This window comes from Lysinibacillus cavernae, assembly GCF_009724685.1.
Classification (GTDB): Bacteria; Bacillota; Bacilli; order Bacillales_A; family Planococcaceae; genus Lysinibacillus; species Lysinibacillus cavernae.
Window position 1 is genome coordinate 92,825 of the sequence record NZ_WMEF01000014.1, and the last position, 18,477, is coordinate 111,301.

Below are 18,477 nucleotides of genomic sequence, written 5' to 3' on the forward strand. Positions count from 1 at the left end.
AGGTGCTCTAAATGAAAAAATTATTACAAGTCAAAAATTTAAGTGTTTCTTTCAACACATACAACGGTGAGGTACAAGCAGTACGCAACATATCATTTGATTTATTTGAAGGTGAAACCTTAGCCATTGTAGGCGAGTCTGGCTCAGGAAAATCAGTAACTTCTAAAAGTCTTCTTCGCCTCAATCCAACCGAGACAACGATGTTAAAAAGTGGACATATTTTATATAACGGACACGATATTTTAACTTGCAGTGAGCAAGAAATCCGAGCAATTCGCGGAGCTGAAATATCCATGATATTTCAAGACCCTATGACGGCTTTAAACCCTACGATGACGATTGGTAAGCAAATAGCAGAGAGTATAAAGAAGCATACTACTTTACGTGGTCAACAAATCACTAACCGTGTTATAGAACTTCTGCAGCTAGTCGGCATTAAGGAAGCTGATAAACGCTATAAACAGTACCCTCATCAATTTTCTGGAGGAATGCGCCAACGAATAGTGATTGCAATGGCACTTGCTTGTGAACCACGTATCATTATTGCCGATGAGCCTACCACAGCTTTAGATGTTTCTATACAAGCTCAGATTTTAGAATTACTGAAAAGCATACAGCAAAAAATGAATTTATCAATTATCTTTATTACACATGATTTAGGCGTCGTCGCCAAAATGGCTGACCGTGTTGCTGTTATGTATGCTGGAAAAATAATTGAAATTGGCTTAGTAGATGAAATTTTCTATCATTGTCAACATCCTTATACACAAGGACTACTTGCTGCCATGCCTAATCCAGATATTGATACTGATACGTTGTATGCCATTCCAGGAACACCACCAAATCTGCTTCATCCACCTATTGGAGATGCCTTTGCATCTCGTAATCAACACGCACTGAAAATTGACTTTAAAGAGGAGCCACCTCTGTTTCAAGTTAGCGACACTCACTTTGCAGCAACTTGGTTATTGCATGAACTTGCACCAAAAATAGTACCGATTCATCAACAGCTTGCACAGGTACAGCAAGAGAAGCATAAGGCACCTGCTGTATTTGATAAAGAACATCCATATTTATCGTTAAAGGAGGTCAAACAGCACTTCTCTTTAGGGAAAAACGCTGTTAACAAAGCTGTAGATGGCATTACATTTGATATTTATAAAGGAGAAATTTTTGGTCTAGTGGGAGAATCAGGATGTGGTAAGTCGACAACTGGACGTTCCATCATTGGACTCAATGCGATTACTAGTGGAGAAATTCGTGTTGATGGTCGTAATATCAATGACAATCAAACGAAAAAAGACAAACTTGCCTTTAATCGCAAAGTGCAAATGATTTTCCAAGATCCCTATTCCTCCCTTAATCCGCGAATGAAAATAGCGGATATTATTGCAGAAGGACTAGCCATTCATGGGATACCTAAAAATGAATGGAAGCCTAAAATATATGAACTATTAAATATAGTAGGATTAACAAAAGAGTATGCAAATCGTTATCCTCATGAACTTAGTGGTGGGCAGCGTCAGCGGATTGGTATTGCACGTGCTCTTGCTGTAGAGCCTGAGCTCATCATTGCAGATGAGCCTATTTCTGCATTGGACGTTTCCATACAGGCACAAATCGTGAATCTGCTGAAAAAGCTACAAAAAGAACGTGGCTTGACTTACCTTTTTATTGCACACGACCTGTCGATGGTGAAATATATTAGTGATCGTATTGGTGTGATGTATCGAGGGAAAATCGTTGAGCTAGCAGACAGTCAAGAGCTCTACGATCACCCAGTACATCCTTATACGAGGGCATTATTATCAGCCATTCCATTGCCGGATCCCAAGTTAGAACGAGAACGCAATCGTATTATTTTTAATGAAGCTACTTATCAAGCTAACCGGAATAATGAGAGTGAAAGCTTTATTGAGATAAGACCTGGTCATTTTGTTATGCTGACAGAAGAAGAATTTGATCAATATCAGCTAGCACAAGAAGGAGGCATATTACTTTGAATATTAAAGCCACAACCCTCTTCGCTAGCTTTATAGCCATAGTTTCCCTTGGCTATACTTGGCACCTTCATCAATCAATCACTTTATTAACATTGATTAATAATATCTTCCTAGTATCACTTGCCGTTACAATTGTAGGAGCTTCATTGTTTGTTGTGCAAGGTGGGCTGTTTAATGGTATCACCTATAGCTTTAAACGTTTTTTTGCACGTGTCACTAAAAACGGCGTCTATGCTTTTGAATTAGATGGAGATTTAGAATTTGTACAGGCACCTTCCTATACATTTACTTATCCGCTATTGCTAGCGGGTATACTTGGCTGTACCGCAACAGCCATTTTATCTATAGTTTTCTATCTATAAATGAAAAAAGACGATGTCTATAGCAGAAAAAGAACTTTTGGCAAGGTGAGGGGGTGATTTCCGTTCCCCCAGCGTCCTTTCCAGGGGGCGTCCGATGAGCCGCTAATACGTGGCAAAAGTATCTTTGCCTTATCTTTTATACTAGTCGTAGTGATCAGAATAGCTCATTATTTGTATAATTAAAGAAAGGATAGGCTCTTGGAAAAGTGATTAGTTACAACACCTCTCCATAAAATGAGTAGTGAATACCTACATTTTATTTGAAAACCTTTGCTAAAAAGTGACCATTTTGTAGGTTGGAGTGGAAGGCTACTTGACTCCCGTGGGATAGTGAGACAGGCGAGCCCCTGCACGAGGTAGCGGCTCGGCGATCGCCCACAGGAAGCCTTGCTCTACGCGAAAGCGAAGCGTCAGCGACAAAGCAAGTAGCCTGCAACGGAAATCCATTTTCACCTTTCACAAAAATTCTATTGATTGTTTTGTTTTTCAACACTATGAAAAATGCTGTCCTCTGAAAGAAGAGGACAGCATTTTTTAGTTTGTAATTTCTACCCATTTATAGCTTATATCAGCGGAGAATGGATGCTCATATAAATTTTTTACATATGGTTTTGTTAAACGACTTAACCCTTTTTGGAATGTTGGAGCAAATGCTACGTCTTCCATCATTAATTTTTCGGCTTGCTGCATAAGTTCCCAACGTTCTGTAACATCAGAGGTAGTTTTCGCTTGTTTAATGAGTGCATCAACTTTTTCATTTTTATAATGGGATTGATTATAATAAGCTGTTGACTCAAATAATTCAATGTAAGTCATAGGATCTTGATAGTCAGGGCCCCACCCTCCATAGTCTAAATCAAAATCAACAGCCCCCTCTAAGGCAAGCTTTTGCTTATTGGGTTGCATATTAATTGTTAGCTCCAAACCTTCTAAATTTGTTTCTAATTGATTTTTAATAAATTCAGCAGCTTTCTTAGATTCTGCACGGTCATATGTTAAAAACTCCAGCTTTACTTGGTCTACACCAAGTTCCTTTAAGCCAGTAGCCCAAGCTCCCTTCGCTAACTCTATATCTGTTTTATTCATATCACCGTTTCCATCGCGGAAGTCATTCCCTTTATCATCCGTTGATAATCCCTGTGGTACTAAATAGTAGGCAGGAATAGAGCCATCTTGTAATATCACATCAGCAAAGCCTTGTTTATCCCATGCCATATCAATGGCTTTACGAATGTTTTTATTGGATAAATATTTGTTTTCATGATTCATGCGAATAAAATACGTATTCGGCTTTAAGAACGTTGAATACTCTGGACTGTCTTTATATTGCGCAACATACTCACTAGATAACTCGGCAGTATCTATTTCACCAGCCTCATAAAGATTGACAGCTGTTGCTGTATCTTTGACAATTTTTTGTGTGATTTTAGTAAGCTTTACAGTGTCTTTATCCCAATAACTTTCACTCTTTACGAACGTCCATCCTTGTCCATGTTGCCAAGATTCCATCACAAAAGGACCATTATAAATCATATTAGCCGCTTCTAGCGCATATTGATCACCTTGGGACTCTGTAAAATCTTCATTTAACGGAAAGAACGGTGCGTAAGTTGTTAAGCTTATAAAATAGGGAATAGGCGCATTTAGTTGCACTTCTAATGTTTCATCGTTCAACGCCTTTATACCAATCTCTTCTACCTTTCCATACAGTGGATCCCCTTCTGTTTGAACATTTGCAGCATTTTTAATATCTAGCATTAAGTACGAATAAATTGCTTGTGTCTCTGGATTAATGGCTCTTTTCCAAGCATACTCAAAATCGTGAGCGGTCACTGGATTCCCATTACTCCACACAGCATCTTTACGTATTTTAAATGTATAAACTTTACCATCCTCAGAAACTTCATGTGATTCTGCCATTCCTGGGACTGGTGTATTTTCGGGTCCTATACGGTATAACCCTTCGAATACTGAGTTCATTGCCGTCACAGCAAGTGCATCTACACTCCCTAAAGAGCTCATTGTCGTTAAATCACCTGTTGCAACTAAGTGAAGCTCTTGTGCAGCAGTATTGTCACCTTCATCAGTAGAGGCATTGTCTGTTTCATTACTATCCGTTGTATTGTCAGAAGTACTGTTTTCTTTCCCATAACACCCAACCAATACAACAAGTAGTAGTCCTAACAATACGACAAGCCATTTTGTTTTTTTAGCCATCCTCAAAACCCCTTTGATTTTATTGCACGATAGACATCGCACTATAAAAATCTATGCAATTTCCATGCCGATTTCAAATTTTCATAAAAGTGGCACAGATTTTGCATTATAATTTGACTAAAAGGGGGAATGACAACATGTCAAATTTAGAACAATTACGAAATGCTTTACAAGCACAAGATACGAGCGCAATCATTGTCACAAATGCACAAAATCGACGCTATCTAACAGGATTTACAGGAAGTGCAGGAACGGTTGTAATAACGAATACTCGTGCACTGTTATTGGTGGACTTCCGCTATACACAGCAAGCAACTGAGCAAAGTAAAACTTTTGAGGTTCATGAGATTGATCGCAACCGTTTATATGAAACGATTCAAGAGATTTTAGATCAAGAATCCATCCAAACAGTTGGCTTTGAACAACATCACGTAACTTATTATGCCTATCAATTAATGGATAGTAAATTGACAGCAACATTAAAACCTCTAACTAATATTGTGGAAAACTTACGTATGATCAAGACACCAGAGGAAATTGAAATAATTAAGAAAGCTGCTTGGATTTCAGATGAGGCATTTAAGCATATTTTGACATTCATTAAACCCGGTGTTGCAGAAATCGAAATTGCAAATGAATTAGAAGCTCATATGCGAAAAAACGGTGCAACTGGTGCTGCCTTTGATATGATTATCGCTTCAGGTCATCGCTCTGCTCTACCACACGGTGTAGCATCTTCAAAAATAGTTGAGCAAGGTGATATGCTGACACTTGATTTTGGTGCTTATTATCAAGGTTATCGTTCTGATATGACAAGAACCATTGCTGTTGGTGAGCCGCCTGAGCAATTAAAAGAAATATATCAAATCGTTTATGACTCCTTGCAAAATGCGCTTTCCAATATGAAAGCTGGTATTACAGGACAAAAAGCAGATAGCTATACACGTGACTACATTACAGCTAAAGGCTATGGCAAAAATTACGGTCACGGAACAGGACACGGCATCGGCTTAGACATCCATGAAAATATATTCATGTCGACAGTTTGTGAAGACATCTTAGCAGAGAATATGGTACTTACAGTTGAGCCAGGCATTTACGTCCCACATGTCGGCGGTGTTCGCATAGAAGATGATGTCATCATTACAAAAGACGGTGTGGAAGTGATCACACACTCACCAAAAGAACTCATTATTTTATAATTTTTTACACTTATCCAATAGATGTTTACTTTTTTTACACTTTTTTAAAAACCTTTTATTTCAACATCTTGCTCTTTTATATCGAAATCTTATGATCTATTTCTTTAAACGTGTCAAAATTTCTTGTCACTATATTGTCTAAAGTTAGATAGATTAATAGAGAATCGAGGTTTTATTATGCAACTTTCTATTAAGCAATCACAAGATTTACAAATAGTTATGTCTGCTCAACTTCGTCAAGCAATTGAACTACTTCAATATTCAACACAGGAATTAGAACAATATATACGTGAACAAGAACTTGTTAATCCTTTAATCGAACTAAGTGAACCAATACTTAAAGACCATCTACAGATTCCAAAAACGAGTAGCAGACACCATGATTTTATGCAACATGTCACAAAATGTGAAAAAAATGTTCGTGATGAATTATTTCAACAGGTTAGGCTAACATTTTATAACGAAAAGGACATTCGGCTCTTAAAACATATCATTTATCACTTAGATGACAATGGTTATTATGAGCAACCAACACAATCAGCTTATAATGACTTAGAAATAGAAAAGGGCATTCACTTATTACAAACGATTGGTCCCCTAGGTATTGGTGCACGCAATTTAAAAGAGTGTTTACTATTACAAACCATTTATTATCGTAACAGTCCTGTTCATACAGAAACTGTTATTTCTAATTATCTAGAAGAGCTTGCCAATCAGAAGTGGAAACAAATAGCAAAAGAGTTAGATATATCGCTAAGTGATTTGCAATCGATCTATCGTTTTATACAAACACTACAGCCTAAATTGAGCTCATTATTTCATCAAGAATCGGTACATACGACGATACCAGATATCATGGTTGATATTGTTGACGGTGTGATTACCTTTTCGTTGAACGATTACTATTTACCAAAAGTAAATATTCATGTTGACTATGTTCCCTATATTCAAACTCATTGCTCAGAAAAGAGTTTTTTTAAAAAACATTTAACTGACTACCACTGGTTAGTCAACAGTATTGAACAACGTAGGAATACAATAATCAACCTTATGAAGGCACTTATTGAAAAGCAAAATAAGTTTTTTCTATATGGCTTTGATGCTATTCAACCACTTACATTGCGTGAGATTGCTGACCAAATAGATGTCCATGAATCGACGGTTAGTCGCATTACAACTAATAAGTATGTACAAACTGCTTTTGGCACATTTGAATTAAGAGAATTATTCACCTCTAAATTGTCAACAGCAAATGGTCACAGTGTGTCGCAAATAAAGGTGAAGTCATTGTTGGCAGACTATATAAAATCTGAAAATAAGACAAAGCCCTTCTCTGATCAAAAAATTGCTGAGTATTTTAACGCTGCTTTAGGAATTGAAATATCTCGCCGCACCATAGCCAAATACCGTGAAGACATGAACATTCCTTCCTCTGCAAGACGTAAAGTAATACAATTTAAGTAATGACAAAAGGAGCTATCTATTGAGGGATAGCTCCTTTTACATCTATATAAATTTAAAGGGGACTCAATTATTATTGCTTCATATTGACATATACACTTTTTACCTCTGTATAATTAGACAGACCATATTCGCCGCCCATTTCGCGACCAATACCTGATTGTTTATAGCCACCAAACGGCATCGTTTCCCACTCTAATCCAAAATCATTAATCCATACTGTCCCTGCCTGTAGTTTACTAGCAATATAATGCGCTTTCTTTACATTTTCTGTCCAGATGCTTGCAGCAAGTCCGTACTTACTGTGATTAGCACGTGCAATCACTTCTTCTACTGTTTCAAACGAAAAAATAGACATCACAGGTCCGAAAATCTCTTCTTGAGCAATCGTCATCGTATCTTGTACATCAGCAAAGATAGTTGGTTGTACAAAATATCCTTTTTGGAGAGCTCGATTACCACCCGCCACTAAACGAGCACCCTCCTCTTTTCCTTTCTCAATAAACCAAAGGACTGTGTTTAACTGCTTCTGTGACACAAGTGGGCCCATATCTGTTTCTGGATCTAATCCAGGTCCTACCTTCAATGCTTTTGCTTTTTCTGCAAGTCTTTCAATAAATTGATTGTATAGACTACTATGCACAAATACTCGTGTACATGCGCTACAGTTTTGTCCGTGATTGTACATGGTTCCAGCGAAAGTGCCCTCTATTGCTTCCTCAACATCTGCATCTGGTAACACAATAGCAGGAGATTTCCCCCCTAGCTCCAATGTTATACTTTTCACATCATCAGCTGCCTTTTTCATCACGTGAATGCCTGTCTTTGTTGACCCAGTGAAGGCTACCTTAGCTACACCTTTATGTGTAACAATAGCTTCTCCTGCTTCTCCCGTACCTGGTACAATATTCACTACGCCATCTGGGAAACCAGCTTGTTTCATTAATTGCCCCACATATAATAACGACAATGGTGTTTCTGCTGCTGGTTTAATAACAACCGTACACCCTACAGCTAGCGCAGAGCCAAGTTTCCATGCGGCCATGGCAAGTGGAAAATTCCATGGAATAATTTGACCTACAACCCCAACAGGCTCATGAACAATGTAATTTAAGTAATCCTTAGATACTTGCACGGTTTGTCCTGTAATTTTTGTTGCCCAGCCTGCATAATAGCGGAAATGTTGAACAGTACCGTCCACATCATCTGTAAGAGCCGTTTTATATGGTTTTCCGTTGTCTATTGATTCAAGTTGTGCTAACTCTTCACGATGTTCTTCCAGTAAATCTGCAAATTTATAAATAATTCTTGCGCGTTCAGCTGCCTCCATCATGGACCATTCACCATCAAATGCCTTTTGTGCTGCCCGTACAGCGAGATCTATATCTTCTGCCTGCGCCTCACATACCGTAGCAATGATCTCTTCATCAGCTGGATTTAGAACTTCAATTGTTTTACCTGATTGAGATTGTACATATTCACCATCAATATATAAGCCAATTGTGGACTGTAAAAATTCCTTTACTTGTGGTTTTAATGTCATCAAAGTTTCCATGCTCTACCTCTTTTCCATTAATGATGTTCAACAACCAGTACACCTAAATCAGCCATAATTGCTTTAAGTTGTGCATCTTCTTCCTCTGTTAATGGAAGACGTGGTAGACGACAAGGTCCCCCTGCCCAGCCTTTTAGCTCCATAGCACGTTTAGTGATTTGCACGTATTTACCTGATCCCTCTAAAAATGCACATAAAGGTAATAAACGATCATAAATTGCCCAAGCTGCCTCTAAATTCCCCTCTTTTACTTGGCAATATAACTCCGTGACAAGCTCGGGCACAATATTTCCTGATACGGAAATCCAACCAACAGCCCCAACTAAAAACGATTCTATGGCTAAATCCTCTGAACCACAAAACACTTTGATACCGTCTTGTCCTTGACGTACGATATCACGTGCTTTTCCAATACTACCGCTCGATTCCTTAATGTGGGTAATATTTGGAACATCTCTACCTACTTTTAAAATCGTTTCTAAACCAATATCTACCCCTGAAGTAAATGGATTGTTATAGATCATGATTGGAAAGCTTACAGACTCAGCCACTGATTTAAAATGCAGATAAATTTCCTCATCTTTTGGGTGAGCGTAGTAGGAATTAATCAATAAAGCTGCATCGCCTCCAGCTTGTTCAGCCTGTTGTGTATAAGTAATTGCCTCTGCTGTTGTCTCAGCAGCTGTACCAACGATTAATGTAATTCGACCTTTTATTTGATCGACAGCTACTTCTACTGCTTTAAAGCGTTCTTCTTTTGTTAAACTTACGAATTCTCCCGTACTACCATTAATAGCAATACCTGTGACACCAGCTTCAATAAAATGTTCAATATTTTGACGGAAACCATCCCAATCAATGTCAGTTTGATTTAACATAGGCGTTACTAATACTGGAAATACACCATTCAATTTTTTCATCTTTTATCCTCCTTCATCATCTTTCATTACACAATGACAAACCCTTGTTGTAATGGATCCTCACGATCCACAACAAATTGATGGATTCCTGTAATATATCCTGTTAATGCAATTTCGTAGCCAATTTCATGTTTTTGTATAATTTCAATGCTGCTACCAAAAATACTGTCATTTTTTTTGACAGTTTCGTCCCCTAAAACCGCTATTAATGCCAGGGTACTGTCTACTCCTGGAGAACGTAGTATATAGCCATCTCGCTCAAAAGTAACCGACCGTACTGAGCTGTCTAGTTGTTCATATAGTATGACACCATCAGCTGTACTATATTTCTCACTTTCCAGTAATCCCCATGTACTGATTTCTGCTAATTCTTCTAAAGCAAGTGCCTTAAATTGCTGAGGTTTTTCTACCACAATGTAGCGTCGCTCATTATCTATGATCACTTGCTCGCCCTCTATATGTGCTGGCCTTATTGTCAAATGAACTGACAACACGGTATCTTTTTCTTCAGAAAGTTTTACAGAGGCTTCGTATACACCCTTTACTGTTTCAATAGAGTAACTATTATTCTCTGAAAGTTCTATTGTTCCTTGTTCTATTAACACTGTCATTGTGGCTACGAGGGCCTCATATTTGAAGTCTGTAGAAGCCACATGCTGGAAAAATAATAGTCGACAGGTTGCAATAGCTGATGGTAAGACAAGACAGCCATTCATTCCACGATGTCCTCTAGGCTCATTCAAAAGCAATTGTTTAGTATTTTCAAATTGCGTATTTAGGGCAGAAGCCGCTTCCGTAATATTTTCATGTGCAAGCATGATTGGTGATTGCACAACAATGCGAAAGGCTTCTCCAACCACTTGTGTATCTATCGTTTGAAAAGACTTATGAAAATTCATGTTTATCCTCCCTTAGTGATCCATTGGCGGAATCAGTAAATAGCCCTCTTTTAGTGGATCCTGATCATTGTAAAAGAATCTATGCATCCCCATAACCCAGGCAGATCCAGTTACCTCTGGAATAACAGCTGTTAAGCCACCAACAGCTACTTCTTCTAATACACGTGCTTTAAACAATGTCCCGACAATACTTTCATAGACAAAGGATTCATTGAGAGCGAGCTCATTTTTAGAATAGAGTGTAGCAATTTTTGCCGAAGTACCTGTTCCACAAGGAGAACGATCAATCCCTCCTGGTGGTACAACAACTGTATTTTTTAAATTTGCTAATGGATTGACCGGATCTGTATAAAACTCAATATGTGTCAGTCCATGAATAAATGAAAACTCCGGATGGACAATATTTTCTTCAGCATTCACAGTGTTGCGTAGTCGAATAGCTGTGTTAATAATCTTCGTCGCATTGTCTACAGTCAAGTTGAGTTTGATTTTTTTAGCGTCTATAATGCCGTAAAAGTTCCCTCCATAAGCTATTTCACATTCAACTACGCCCAGCTCGGGATCTTTTATTTCGATCGTTTTTAATAGAAAGGATGGTACATTTTTAAATGTCACTTCCTTAGCTACGCCATCCTCTACTTTAATCTGAACATCTATTAAACCTGCAGGTGTGTCCAATTTTATGTTTGTATAAGGAGTATGAGCTTCTACTAAATTTGCTTCAATAAGTGCTGTGCAAACACCAATTGTGTCATGTCCACACATTGGCAAATAACCACCTGTTTCTATATATATCACTCCAAAGTCTGCATCAGGGTGGCAAGGATCTGTAATAATAACACCAGACATCACGCTATGTCCTCTTGGTTCATTCATAAGAAATTTCCGAATCCAGTCAAAATTTTCTTGCATAAATAACATTTTTTCAGACATTGTTTTGCCTTCAAGCTTAGGCATACCACTTATTAATGAGCGTGTTGGATTCCCACCAGTGTGAGTATCAATTGTCGTAAAAAGCTTTTGAAATTTCATTTGTGAAGTACTCCCTTCTGAAATCGACTAAGATGAACTGGTTCAGTAGGAATGCACGTATCTTTGTGCTGTAGTAATTCTTGGATTAGTTTTCCTGTAACGGCTGCCAAGCTAATTCCATCACCTTCGTGACCTGCCGCAATATAGAAGCCTGGTACCTCTTCTACCTCACAAATGATGGGTAAATGATCTTCTGTCCATGGTCTTAGCCCTGCATATGTACGAATAATCGACATATCGGCGATTTTTGGATAAAAACGTACAGCACGTCTAGCAATCATTTTTACCACATCATGATTTACCTTCGTATCAAAACCCACAAATTGGCGACTACTACCTATTAAAAAATTTTGTGCTTCTGTCGGTTCAAACACTAAAGCAACCCCGTACTTTTCAATATCCGCATCCACCTTACGTTCTCCACCAAATTTTGAAATTAAATAACCAAATTCCATAACTTTTCTTAGCCCTACTGGTTGCTGACGTGATGCAACAAGAATATGTCCTTTGCGAGGTTTAATTGGAATATCAACACCAAGCATTTGTCCAATAAACGGTGCCCAAATTCCACAAGCATTAATTACTTTATTTGCTGTTATCCACCCCTCATTTATTTCAAGCAAAAATGCACCATCTGGCTGTTTCGTAATATTTTTCACTTCTGTATGTTTTTTTATCTTCGCACCAAATTTTTCAGCTGAGTGAAACATAGAAAATGTCAGCATATAGGGGTTTACTGTTGAATCGGTTTTACATTCCAACCCGCCGTATAAGTCATCTGCAAAATATTTTGACTCATTCCGCAAGTCCTCACGATCTAGCATAGTAAACTCTAAACCTGCCTCTCGCTGGCGATTAACCCATTGCTGAGCAGCTTCCATCTCTAGCTCACTTTCACAAACAAGGATGCTTCCAGGATTCCGATATTCAAAGCTCATTTCTAATTCTCTATCTAACTCATGTACCAATTGTTGACTGACTAAAGACATTTGACTGTCAAAGCCAGGATCTTTATCAATAGCTAAAATATTGCCATCGCAACGTGAAGAAGTACCACTCGCAAGTTCATTTTTTTCAAGTATCGTGATATCAAGACCCGCTTTTGCACAATAATAAGCAATTGCTCCGCCAATGATGCCACCACCTATAATTACGATATCATGATGAGATTTCTTCAAGCCTCTCCCCTCCTTTTCTATTCATGACTGTTTGATGCAAAAAACATGCCAATCTATCAATTTTGAATTTGTTTGATAAACTAGTCACTATGTGTCAAAATTATTTATATTATTCAAAAGAATTGGACAAATGAATAATGAGGGGGATTTACAGTGCATCCATATCATTTAATGATGAATAAAATGTTAAAACGTAATTTTGCTTTTATTCCTACTGACGATATTGTGTCCAAACTAAACGATGACAACAAACAATATTTTGTAATTGAAAATGACAAGCCTTATGCGGTGATTCGCGGTAAAAGAAAAATGGATGTTGACTATATTGCTTGTCATACCATCCAGTTGGATTGTCCACTCAAAACAGCTATTGACTATATGAAGGAATATGAATTTTTACTAGTTTGTAATGAGGAGAAACAATATGTAGGTTATTTATGGAAAGAATCCTTAGTATATGATCTTGCGTATGAATTAGAATGCGGAAATGCTTATTTACAAACAATTTTAGAAACAATTAATGAGTCATGTACTGTCATTGATGCAGAGCAAAATGTTGTTTATTGGACAAAGGGAGCAGAAAGCATTTTTTCTGTATCGGGAGAAAATATTATCGGAAAGCCAATCACCCATTTCTTCAAAGAAGATCAACTAGAAATTTTACATACATTACAGCATAGAAAGTCTGTTTATCAACAGCAGCACTTTCCTCGTGAAGATCTAGTCGTCATGATCAATTCAAATCCAGTTATGCTGCATGATAAGACAATTGGAGCAGTCGTTGCTGAGACAGATATTACCCATGTCAAAAAATTAAACGAAGAGCTTCATATTACATCTGAAAAATTATTGAATTTAGAGAAACAGATGAATACCAATGGCTTAGCCTACGACCCTTTCACACTTATTCGTGGCAATAGTCCAAAGCTGAAAGAAGTATTAGAAAAAGTTAAGAAGGTAGCCGAAACCGAGGCAAATATTTTAATTTATGGAGAGAGTGGTGTTGGTAAAGAACTATTTGCACGTGCAGTTCATGCCATTCGAGAAAAGCCTGACGCACCATTTGTCGCCATCAATTGTGGTGCCATTCCTAGTGGCTTATTTGAAAGTGAGATATTTGGTTATGAAAAAGGAGCCTTTTCTGGAGCCCATCAAAAAGGAAAAAAAGGAAAAGTTGAGCTTGCACGAGGAGGTACTTTATTTTTAGATGAAATTGGTGAAATGCCGCTAGAAATGCAAGTAAAGATTTTACGACTGCTACAGGAAAAAACGTTTTATACAGTTGGCGGTACAAAGGAAATGGACGTTGAATTTAATTTAGTAGCTGCAACTAATAGAGATTTGAAGCAGTTAGTAGCAGAAGGAAAATTCAGAGAAGATTTATATTATCGGCTAAATGTAGTGAATTTCACAGTTCCCCCGCTTCGGGAACGAGCATCAGATATATTAGAAATTAGCAATTATTTCTTATACGAAAAATCGATTAAATATAATCGTCCTATCCAAGGAATCCCAACAGAAATTGCAAATGTGCTTTTACAATACCAATGGCCAGGCAATGTGCGTGAATTAGCTAACGTTATAGAGCGACTTGTTGTATTTTCTGATGAAGGAGCTATTCATACAGAAGACCTACCAGCGGATATTTTAGCAGTTGTACCAAAAGATGAAAAATTTGAAGATAAGAAGGATTTTCCTTTGGGGACAGAACTCAACAATCAACTTGAACATTATGAACGGGAAATAATTTTAGAACAGCTTGCTCGAGTAAATGGTAATAAAAAAATATGTGCTAAGAACTTAGGTATTACTCGTGCGACTTTATACAATCGATTAAAAAAATTAAACATAGATGTCTAATTTCTTATAATTAGTGTAAATATTTTTATACACTATTTTCTTATATATCTTTAAAATCTAATTTAATCGATTTCTATTTTTCTGGCATAGTTTTTGCATTATCTAGTATGTAAAGTATTTTATATAGTAGAGGTGGAACTATGCAGAATAAATCTATGATTGTATGTCGCTGTGAAGAGGTTAGTTACGATGAATTAGTAGAAAGCGCGTCAAAATATAAGTGCTCAGCACGAGAACTAAAATTACGAACGCGTGCAGGTATGGGCTATTGCGGTGGCCGTACATGCCGTACTATGGTAGATAATATCGCCCATCTCCATCATCCGCGTACAAGTGATGAAATTACATTAAAACACCAGGCACCCATTCGACCAGTGCGATTTGCCAATTTAGGGGAGGTTAAATCATGACAGAACGTATTATGAGCCACCCAGTATTGGGAAACTTAATTCTAAAAGAAAAAGTAACTTTTACTTTTGATGAACAAGTGTTTGAAGGTTACGAAGGGGAATCCTTAGCTGCTGCATTGCTAGCACAAGGAATCCGCACTTTACGTTTGCATGAAGAGACTGGGCAACCTCGAGGCATCTATTGTAATATTGGACATTGTTTTGAATGCCGTGTCAATGTAAATGGCTTAGAGGGCGAGCGAGCATGCTTAACCCCTATTTCAGATGGGATGGTTGTAAAAAGTGGACAGACACTTCCTACGTCAGTAAGGGACTGGAGGAAGAACCTTGAACAATAAAGTAATAATAATTGGAGCTGGTCCTGCCGGGCTTTCTGCGGCAATTACATTAGCAGAAAAAAATATTGCCGTCCTTGTTATCGATGAATATTTATATGCTGGTGGGCGGTTACTTGGACAACTATACGAAGAAAAGCCAGGGACATGGTGGAATGGTATTGTAGAATCTGAACGTTTATTGGAACGAGCAAAATCACTCGAGGTTGAATTTTTACTGCAAACAAGTGTATCCGATTTAGAAAAAGTGGATCAAACTTGGCTCATCCATACAACCAAAGGTATTTTCCGTACCCGACATCTGCTATTAGCTACGGGAGCTGCAGAATCGCCATTCCCAATTCCAGGTTGGACTCTACCAGGTGTAATGTCTGTTGGGGCAGCACAAGTAATGACAAATGTGCATCGTGTGAAGCCTGGTAAACGTGGCGTCATTATAGGGGTCAATGTACTATCTTCTGCTATTGCGATGGAATTACAATTAGCTGGGGTTCAAGTAGCAGCTATAACATTACCTCACGCTAATTTGTTAACGAAGGGTAATAGCAATCCTTTAGAGGTTATGAACTCATTATTACATGTGGCTCATATGGCTCCCTCCCCTCTTGTTAAAATTGGCAGTAAATTGATGAAAAATGACTTTATGAAAAAGCTTGGCATTAACTTTTATCCAAAAAATGGTGTTAAAATGTGGGATATACCTATTATGTTGCGTAAAGCAGTAGTTGAAATCGTCGGTAAAGACGAAGTTGAAGGGGTCATTTTAGCAACAATAAATACAGATGGCTCAATTGTTAAAGGTAGCGAAAAACGAATTAAAGCAGACTTTGTTTGTATCGCTGGCGGACTATACCCTTTAGCAGAACTTGCCTCTTTAGCTGGTTGTCCATTCCATTATATTGAACAATTAGGTGGGTTCATTCCTTTACATAATGAACAAATGGAAACTAACTTAGAGGGATTGTATGTCGCAGGAAATATTACGGGGATTGAAGGGGCCAAGGTCGCATTAGCACAGGGAAAAGTTGCTGCCCTTACAATTTCCCAACGACTAAATGCTGGAGCATCGCAGCATGACATTAAACTAGCCATCCAAGATGTTGAAAAAACAAGAGCCACTGCACATATTCAATTTCATCCTGACATCTTAGCCGGCCGTCAACAGATGAAACAAATTTGGGCTGAATCTGTTGTACCTCTTGCTACTCATTAAAAATGCATAGTAAAGAGTAAAGGTCTTTTTCTCATTTTTATGAGTGAAAGGCTTTTTTGCTTTATGGCATAAAACATGCAATACATATGATGTAGTCACAAATCTTGAAAGGAGGTTTTTTTATTTCAACAAGCATCTACATGAAAGCTATACCTGTACACTTCCCTAATATTGAATGACTGCTTTGTGTGACAAGATGAGCATGGTGTGTAGGACACAATTTCTTGGTTGGTAGTAATTTCGGATTCTAACTTAAGAAAAAGATGTTTTAAGGGGGAAAAAATTATGGAGACAATCGTTAATACATTGGTCGATTATATTTGGGGGAATGCACTCGTATACTTAGCTTTAGGTGTAGGTCTTTACTTTACCATCCTGACAAAGGCTGTTCAATTTCGTTATATTCCTGAGATGATTCGATTATTAGGTGAACGTAAAGAATCAAAAGAAGGAATCTCTTCGTTCCAAGCTTTTTGTATGGCATTGTCTGGCCGGGTTGGTGTTGGTAATATTGCAGGTGTCGCCACAGCGATTGCTGCTGGTGGACCAGGTGCAGTATTTTGGATGGGTGTCATGGCATTTCTAGGCGGTGCAAGTGCTTTTATAGAATCTACACTCGCACAATTATATAAAGAAAAAGCTGATGATCAGTATCGTGGTGGTTCACCATATTATATCGAAAAGGGTTTAAGACTAAAGGGTTTTGCTATATTTGTTGCGCTTGTTATCTGTCTCTCATATGGTGTTCTAGTGCCAGGGATACAAGCGAACACAATCGCTACTTCATTCCATACTGCCTTTAATATTCCGCCATTTATAACAGGTACAGTAATTGTTATACTTTTAGGATTAATCATATTTGGTGGTGTTAAGCGAATAGCTCGTGTTGCTGACAAAATTGTTCCTATTATGGCGCTTGCCTACGTCATTTTAACACTAATAATTTTAGGGGCTAATGTCAGTGAAATTCTAAGTATGTTTAAACTTATTATTACAAGTGCTTTTGGAACTAATGCAATCTTTGGAGGTATCGTTGGTACTGCAATTGCTTGGGGGGTTAGGCGTTCTGTATTTTCAAACGTCGCTGGAGCTGGTGAAGCTACATTTAGTTCTGCTGCCGCTGAAGTATCGCATCCTGCTAAACAAGGTTTAGTTCAAGGTTTCTCAATTTATATCGATACAATCATTGTTTGTACAGCTACAGCTTTAATGATTCTCATTACAGGCATGTATAATGTTACACCTCCTGGAACAACCACACCTTTAGTTGAAAACATTCCAGGTGTCGTGGCAGGTACTGCTTATACACAAGCAGCAGTATCAACAGTATTCAGTGATTTTGGAAGTGGATTTGTTGCCATTGCCATATTCCTCTTCGCATTTACCACTTTAATGGCATACTACTATATTGCAGAAACAACAATTGTCTATTTAGATAATAAGTTACGTTTCCCTATTTTGAAGTTAGTATTAAAAATTATCTTCTTACTAGTTGTTTATGTCGGAAGTGTTCAATCTGTCAGTCTTATGTGGGGGCTTGGAGACATAGGATTCGGAAGTATGAGTTATTTAAACTTTATTGCCATTGTTTTATTAAGCAAACCAGCAATTCAAGTTTTACGAGATTATGATCGTCAAAAAAAGGCTGGTCTCGATCCTATTTTTGACCCAAGAGAAGTTGGAATAAAAAATGCTGAATTCTGGATAAAATATAGTGACAATCATAAACGGACTTAATGATAAAAAAAACAGTCAGCACACAGCTGACTGTTTTCATTGCTTAGCGACGTCCTACTCTCACAGGGGGAAGCCCCCAACTACCATCGGCGC

15 protein-coding genes are annotated in these 18,477 nt (G+C 37.9%); 9 read left to right on the forward strand and 6 right to left on the reverse strand.

The genetic code is table 11. From position 1 onward, the window contains the following. The first annotated feature begins 11 nt into the window (after positions 1–11). The gene (locus GJU32_RS20370) at positions 12–2,003 is read left to right on the forward strand and encodes an ABC transporter ATP-binding protein (protein ID WP_155593750.1); all 1,992 of its coding nucleotides are present in this window, start codon (positions 12–14) and stop codon (positions 2,001–2,003) included. Further along, positions 2,000–2,365: a DUF3899 domain-containing protein gene (locus GJU32_RS20375; protein ID WP_230875105.1), complete on the forward strand. Its 366-nt coding sequence runs from the start codon at positions 2,000–2,002 to the stop codon at positions 2,363–2,365. The genes GJU32_RS20370 and GJU32_RS20375 overlap by 4 nt, the downstream gene beginning before the upstream one ends. Before the next feature lie 534 nt (positions 2,366–2,899). On the opposite strand, the gene GJU32_RS20385 is transcribed toward GJU32_RS20375, so the two are convergent. Beyond that, on the reverse strand, positions 2,900–4,582 hold the full coding sequence (locus GJU32_RS20385) for a peptide ABC transporter substrate-binding protein (RefSeq protein ID WP_155593751.1): 1,683 nt from the start codon (positions 4,580–4,582) through the stop codon (positions 2,900–2,902). 137 nt (positions 4,583–4,719) lie between these two features. On the opposite strand from GJU32_RS20385, the gene GJU32_RS20390 reads away from it, so the two are divergent. Both GJU32_RS20390 and rpoN read left to right on the forward strand, forming a co-directional pair. Continuing rightward, entirely contained in the window at positions 4,720–5,784 is a 1,065-nt protein-coding gene (locus GJU32_RS20390) for a M24 family metallopeptidase (RefSeq protein ID WP_155593752.1), read from the forward strand. A gap of 177 nt (positions 5,785–5,961) precedes the next feature. Continuing rightward, on the forward strand, positions 5,962–7,248 hold the full coding sequence (gene rpoN / locus GJU32_RS20395) for an RNA polymerase factor sigma-54 (protein WP_155593753.1): 1,287 nt from the start codon (positions 5,962–5,964) through the stop codon (positions 7,246–7,248). Positions 7,249–7,318: 70 nt separating this feature from the next. On the opposite strand, the gene GJU32_RS20400 is transcribed toward rpoN, so the two are convergent. From GJU32_RS20400 to GJU32_RS20420, 5 genes are read right to left on the reverse strand one after another with little or no spacing between them, the layout of a single operon-like run. Continuing rightward, complete coding sequence (locus GJU32_RS20400; RefSeq protein ID WP_155593754.1) at positions 7,319–8,800, reverse strand: aldehyde dehydrogenase family protein; 1,482 nt, start codon at positions 8,798–8,800, stop codon at positions 7,319–7,321. Positions 8,801–8,817: 17 nt separating this feature from the next. Further along, positions 8,818–9,720 carry a 4-hydroxy-tetrahydrodipicolinate synthase gene (gene dapA, locus GJU32_RS20405; RefSeq protein WP_155593755.1) on the reverse strand — a complete coding sequence of 301 codons (903 nt, stop codon included), beginning with the start codon at positions 9,718–9,720 and terminating at the stop codon, positions 8,818–8,820. 26 nt (positions 9,721–9,746) lie between these two features. Further along, positions 9,747–10,619, reverse strand: coding sequence for a proline racemase family protein (locus GJU32_RS20410; RefSeq protein ID WP_155593756.1), 873 nt, complete (start codon positions 10,617–10,619; stop codon positions 9,747–9,749). A gap of 12 nt (positions 10,620–10,631) precedes the next feature. Continuing rightward, positions 10,632–11,651: a proline racemase family protein gene (locus GJU32_RS20415; protein ID WP_155593757.1), complete on the reverse strand. Its 1,020-nt coding sequence runs from the start codon at positions 11,649–11,651 to the stop codon at positions 10,632–10,634. Then, positions 11,648–12,829, reverse strand: a complete 1,182-nt coding sequence (locus tag GJU32_RS20420; protein WP_155593758.1) for an NAD(P)/FAD-dependent oxidoreductase — start codon at positions 12,827–12,829, stop codon at positions 11,648–11,650. The genes GJU32_RS20415 and GJU32_RS20420 overlap by 4 nt, the downstream gene beginning before the upstream one ends. A gap of 153 nt (positions 12,830–12,982) precedes the next feature. Here GJU32_RS20420 and GJU32_RS20425 point away from each other — a divergent pair, with 153 nt between their 5' ends. The 5 genes from GJU32_RS20425 to GJU32_RS20445 all read left to right on the forward strand — a co-directional run bounded on the left by GJU32_RS20425 (position 12,983) and on the right by GJU32_RS20445 (position 18,384). Continuing rightward, entirely contained in the window at positions 12,983–14,689 is a 1,707-nt protein-coding gene (locus tag GJU32_RS20425) for a sigma-54 interaction domain-containing protein (protein WP_230875106.1), read from the forward strand. Positions 14,690–14,829: 140 nt separating this feature from the next. Next, the gene (locus GJU32_RS20430) at positions 14,830–15,099 is read left to right on the forward strand and encodes a (2Fe-2S)-binding protein (protein ID WP_155593759.1); all 270 of its coding nucleotides are present in this window, start codon (positions 14,830–14,832) and stop codon (positions 15,097–15,099) included. Beyond that, positions 15,096–15,437 carry a (2Fe-2S)-binding protein gene (locus tag GJU32_RS20435; protein WP_155593760.1) on the forward strand — a complete coding sequence of 114 codons (342 nt, stop codon included), beginning with the start codon at positions 15,096–15,098 and terminating at the stop codon, positions 15,435–15,437. Before GJU32_RS20430 ends, GJU32_RS20435 begins: the two co-directional genes overlap by 4 nt. Then, a complete protein-coding gene (locus GJU32_RS20440) occupies positions 15,427–16,647 on the forward strand; it encodes an NAD(P)/FAD-dependent oxidoreductase (protein ID WP_155593761.1) in 1,221 nt (406 codons plus the stop codon). The genes GJU32_RS20435 and GJU32_RS20440 overlap by 11 nt, the downstream gene beginning before the upstream one ends. Positions 16,648–16,932: 285 nt before the next feature. Further along, entirely contained in the window at positions 16,933–18,384 is a 1,452-nt protein-coding gene (locus GJU32_RS20445) for an alanine/glycine:cation symporter family protein (protein ID WP_155593762.1), read from the forward strand. Positions 18,385–18,477 lie beyond the last annotated feature (93 nt).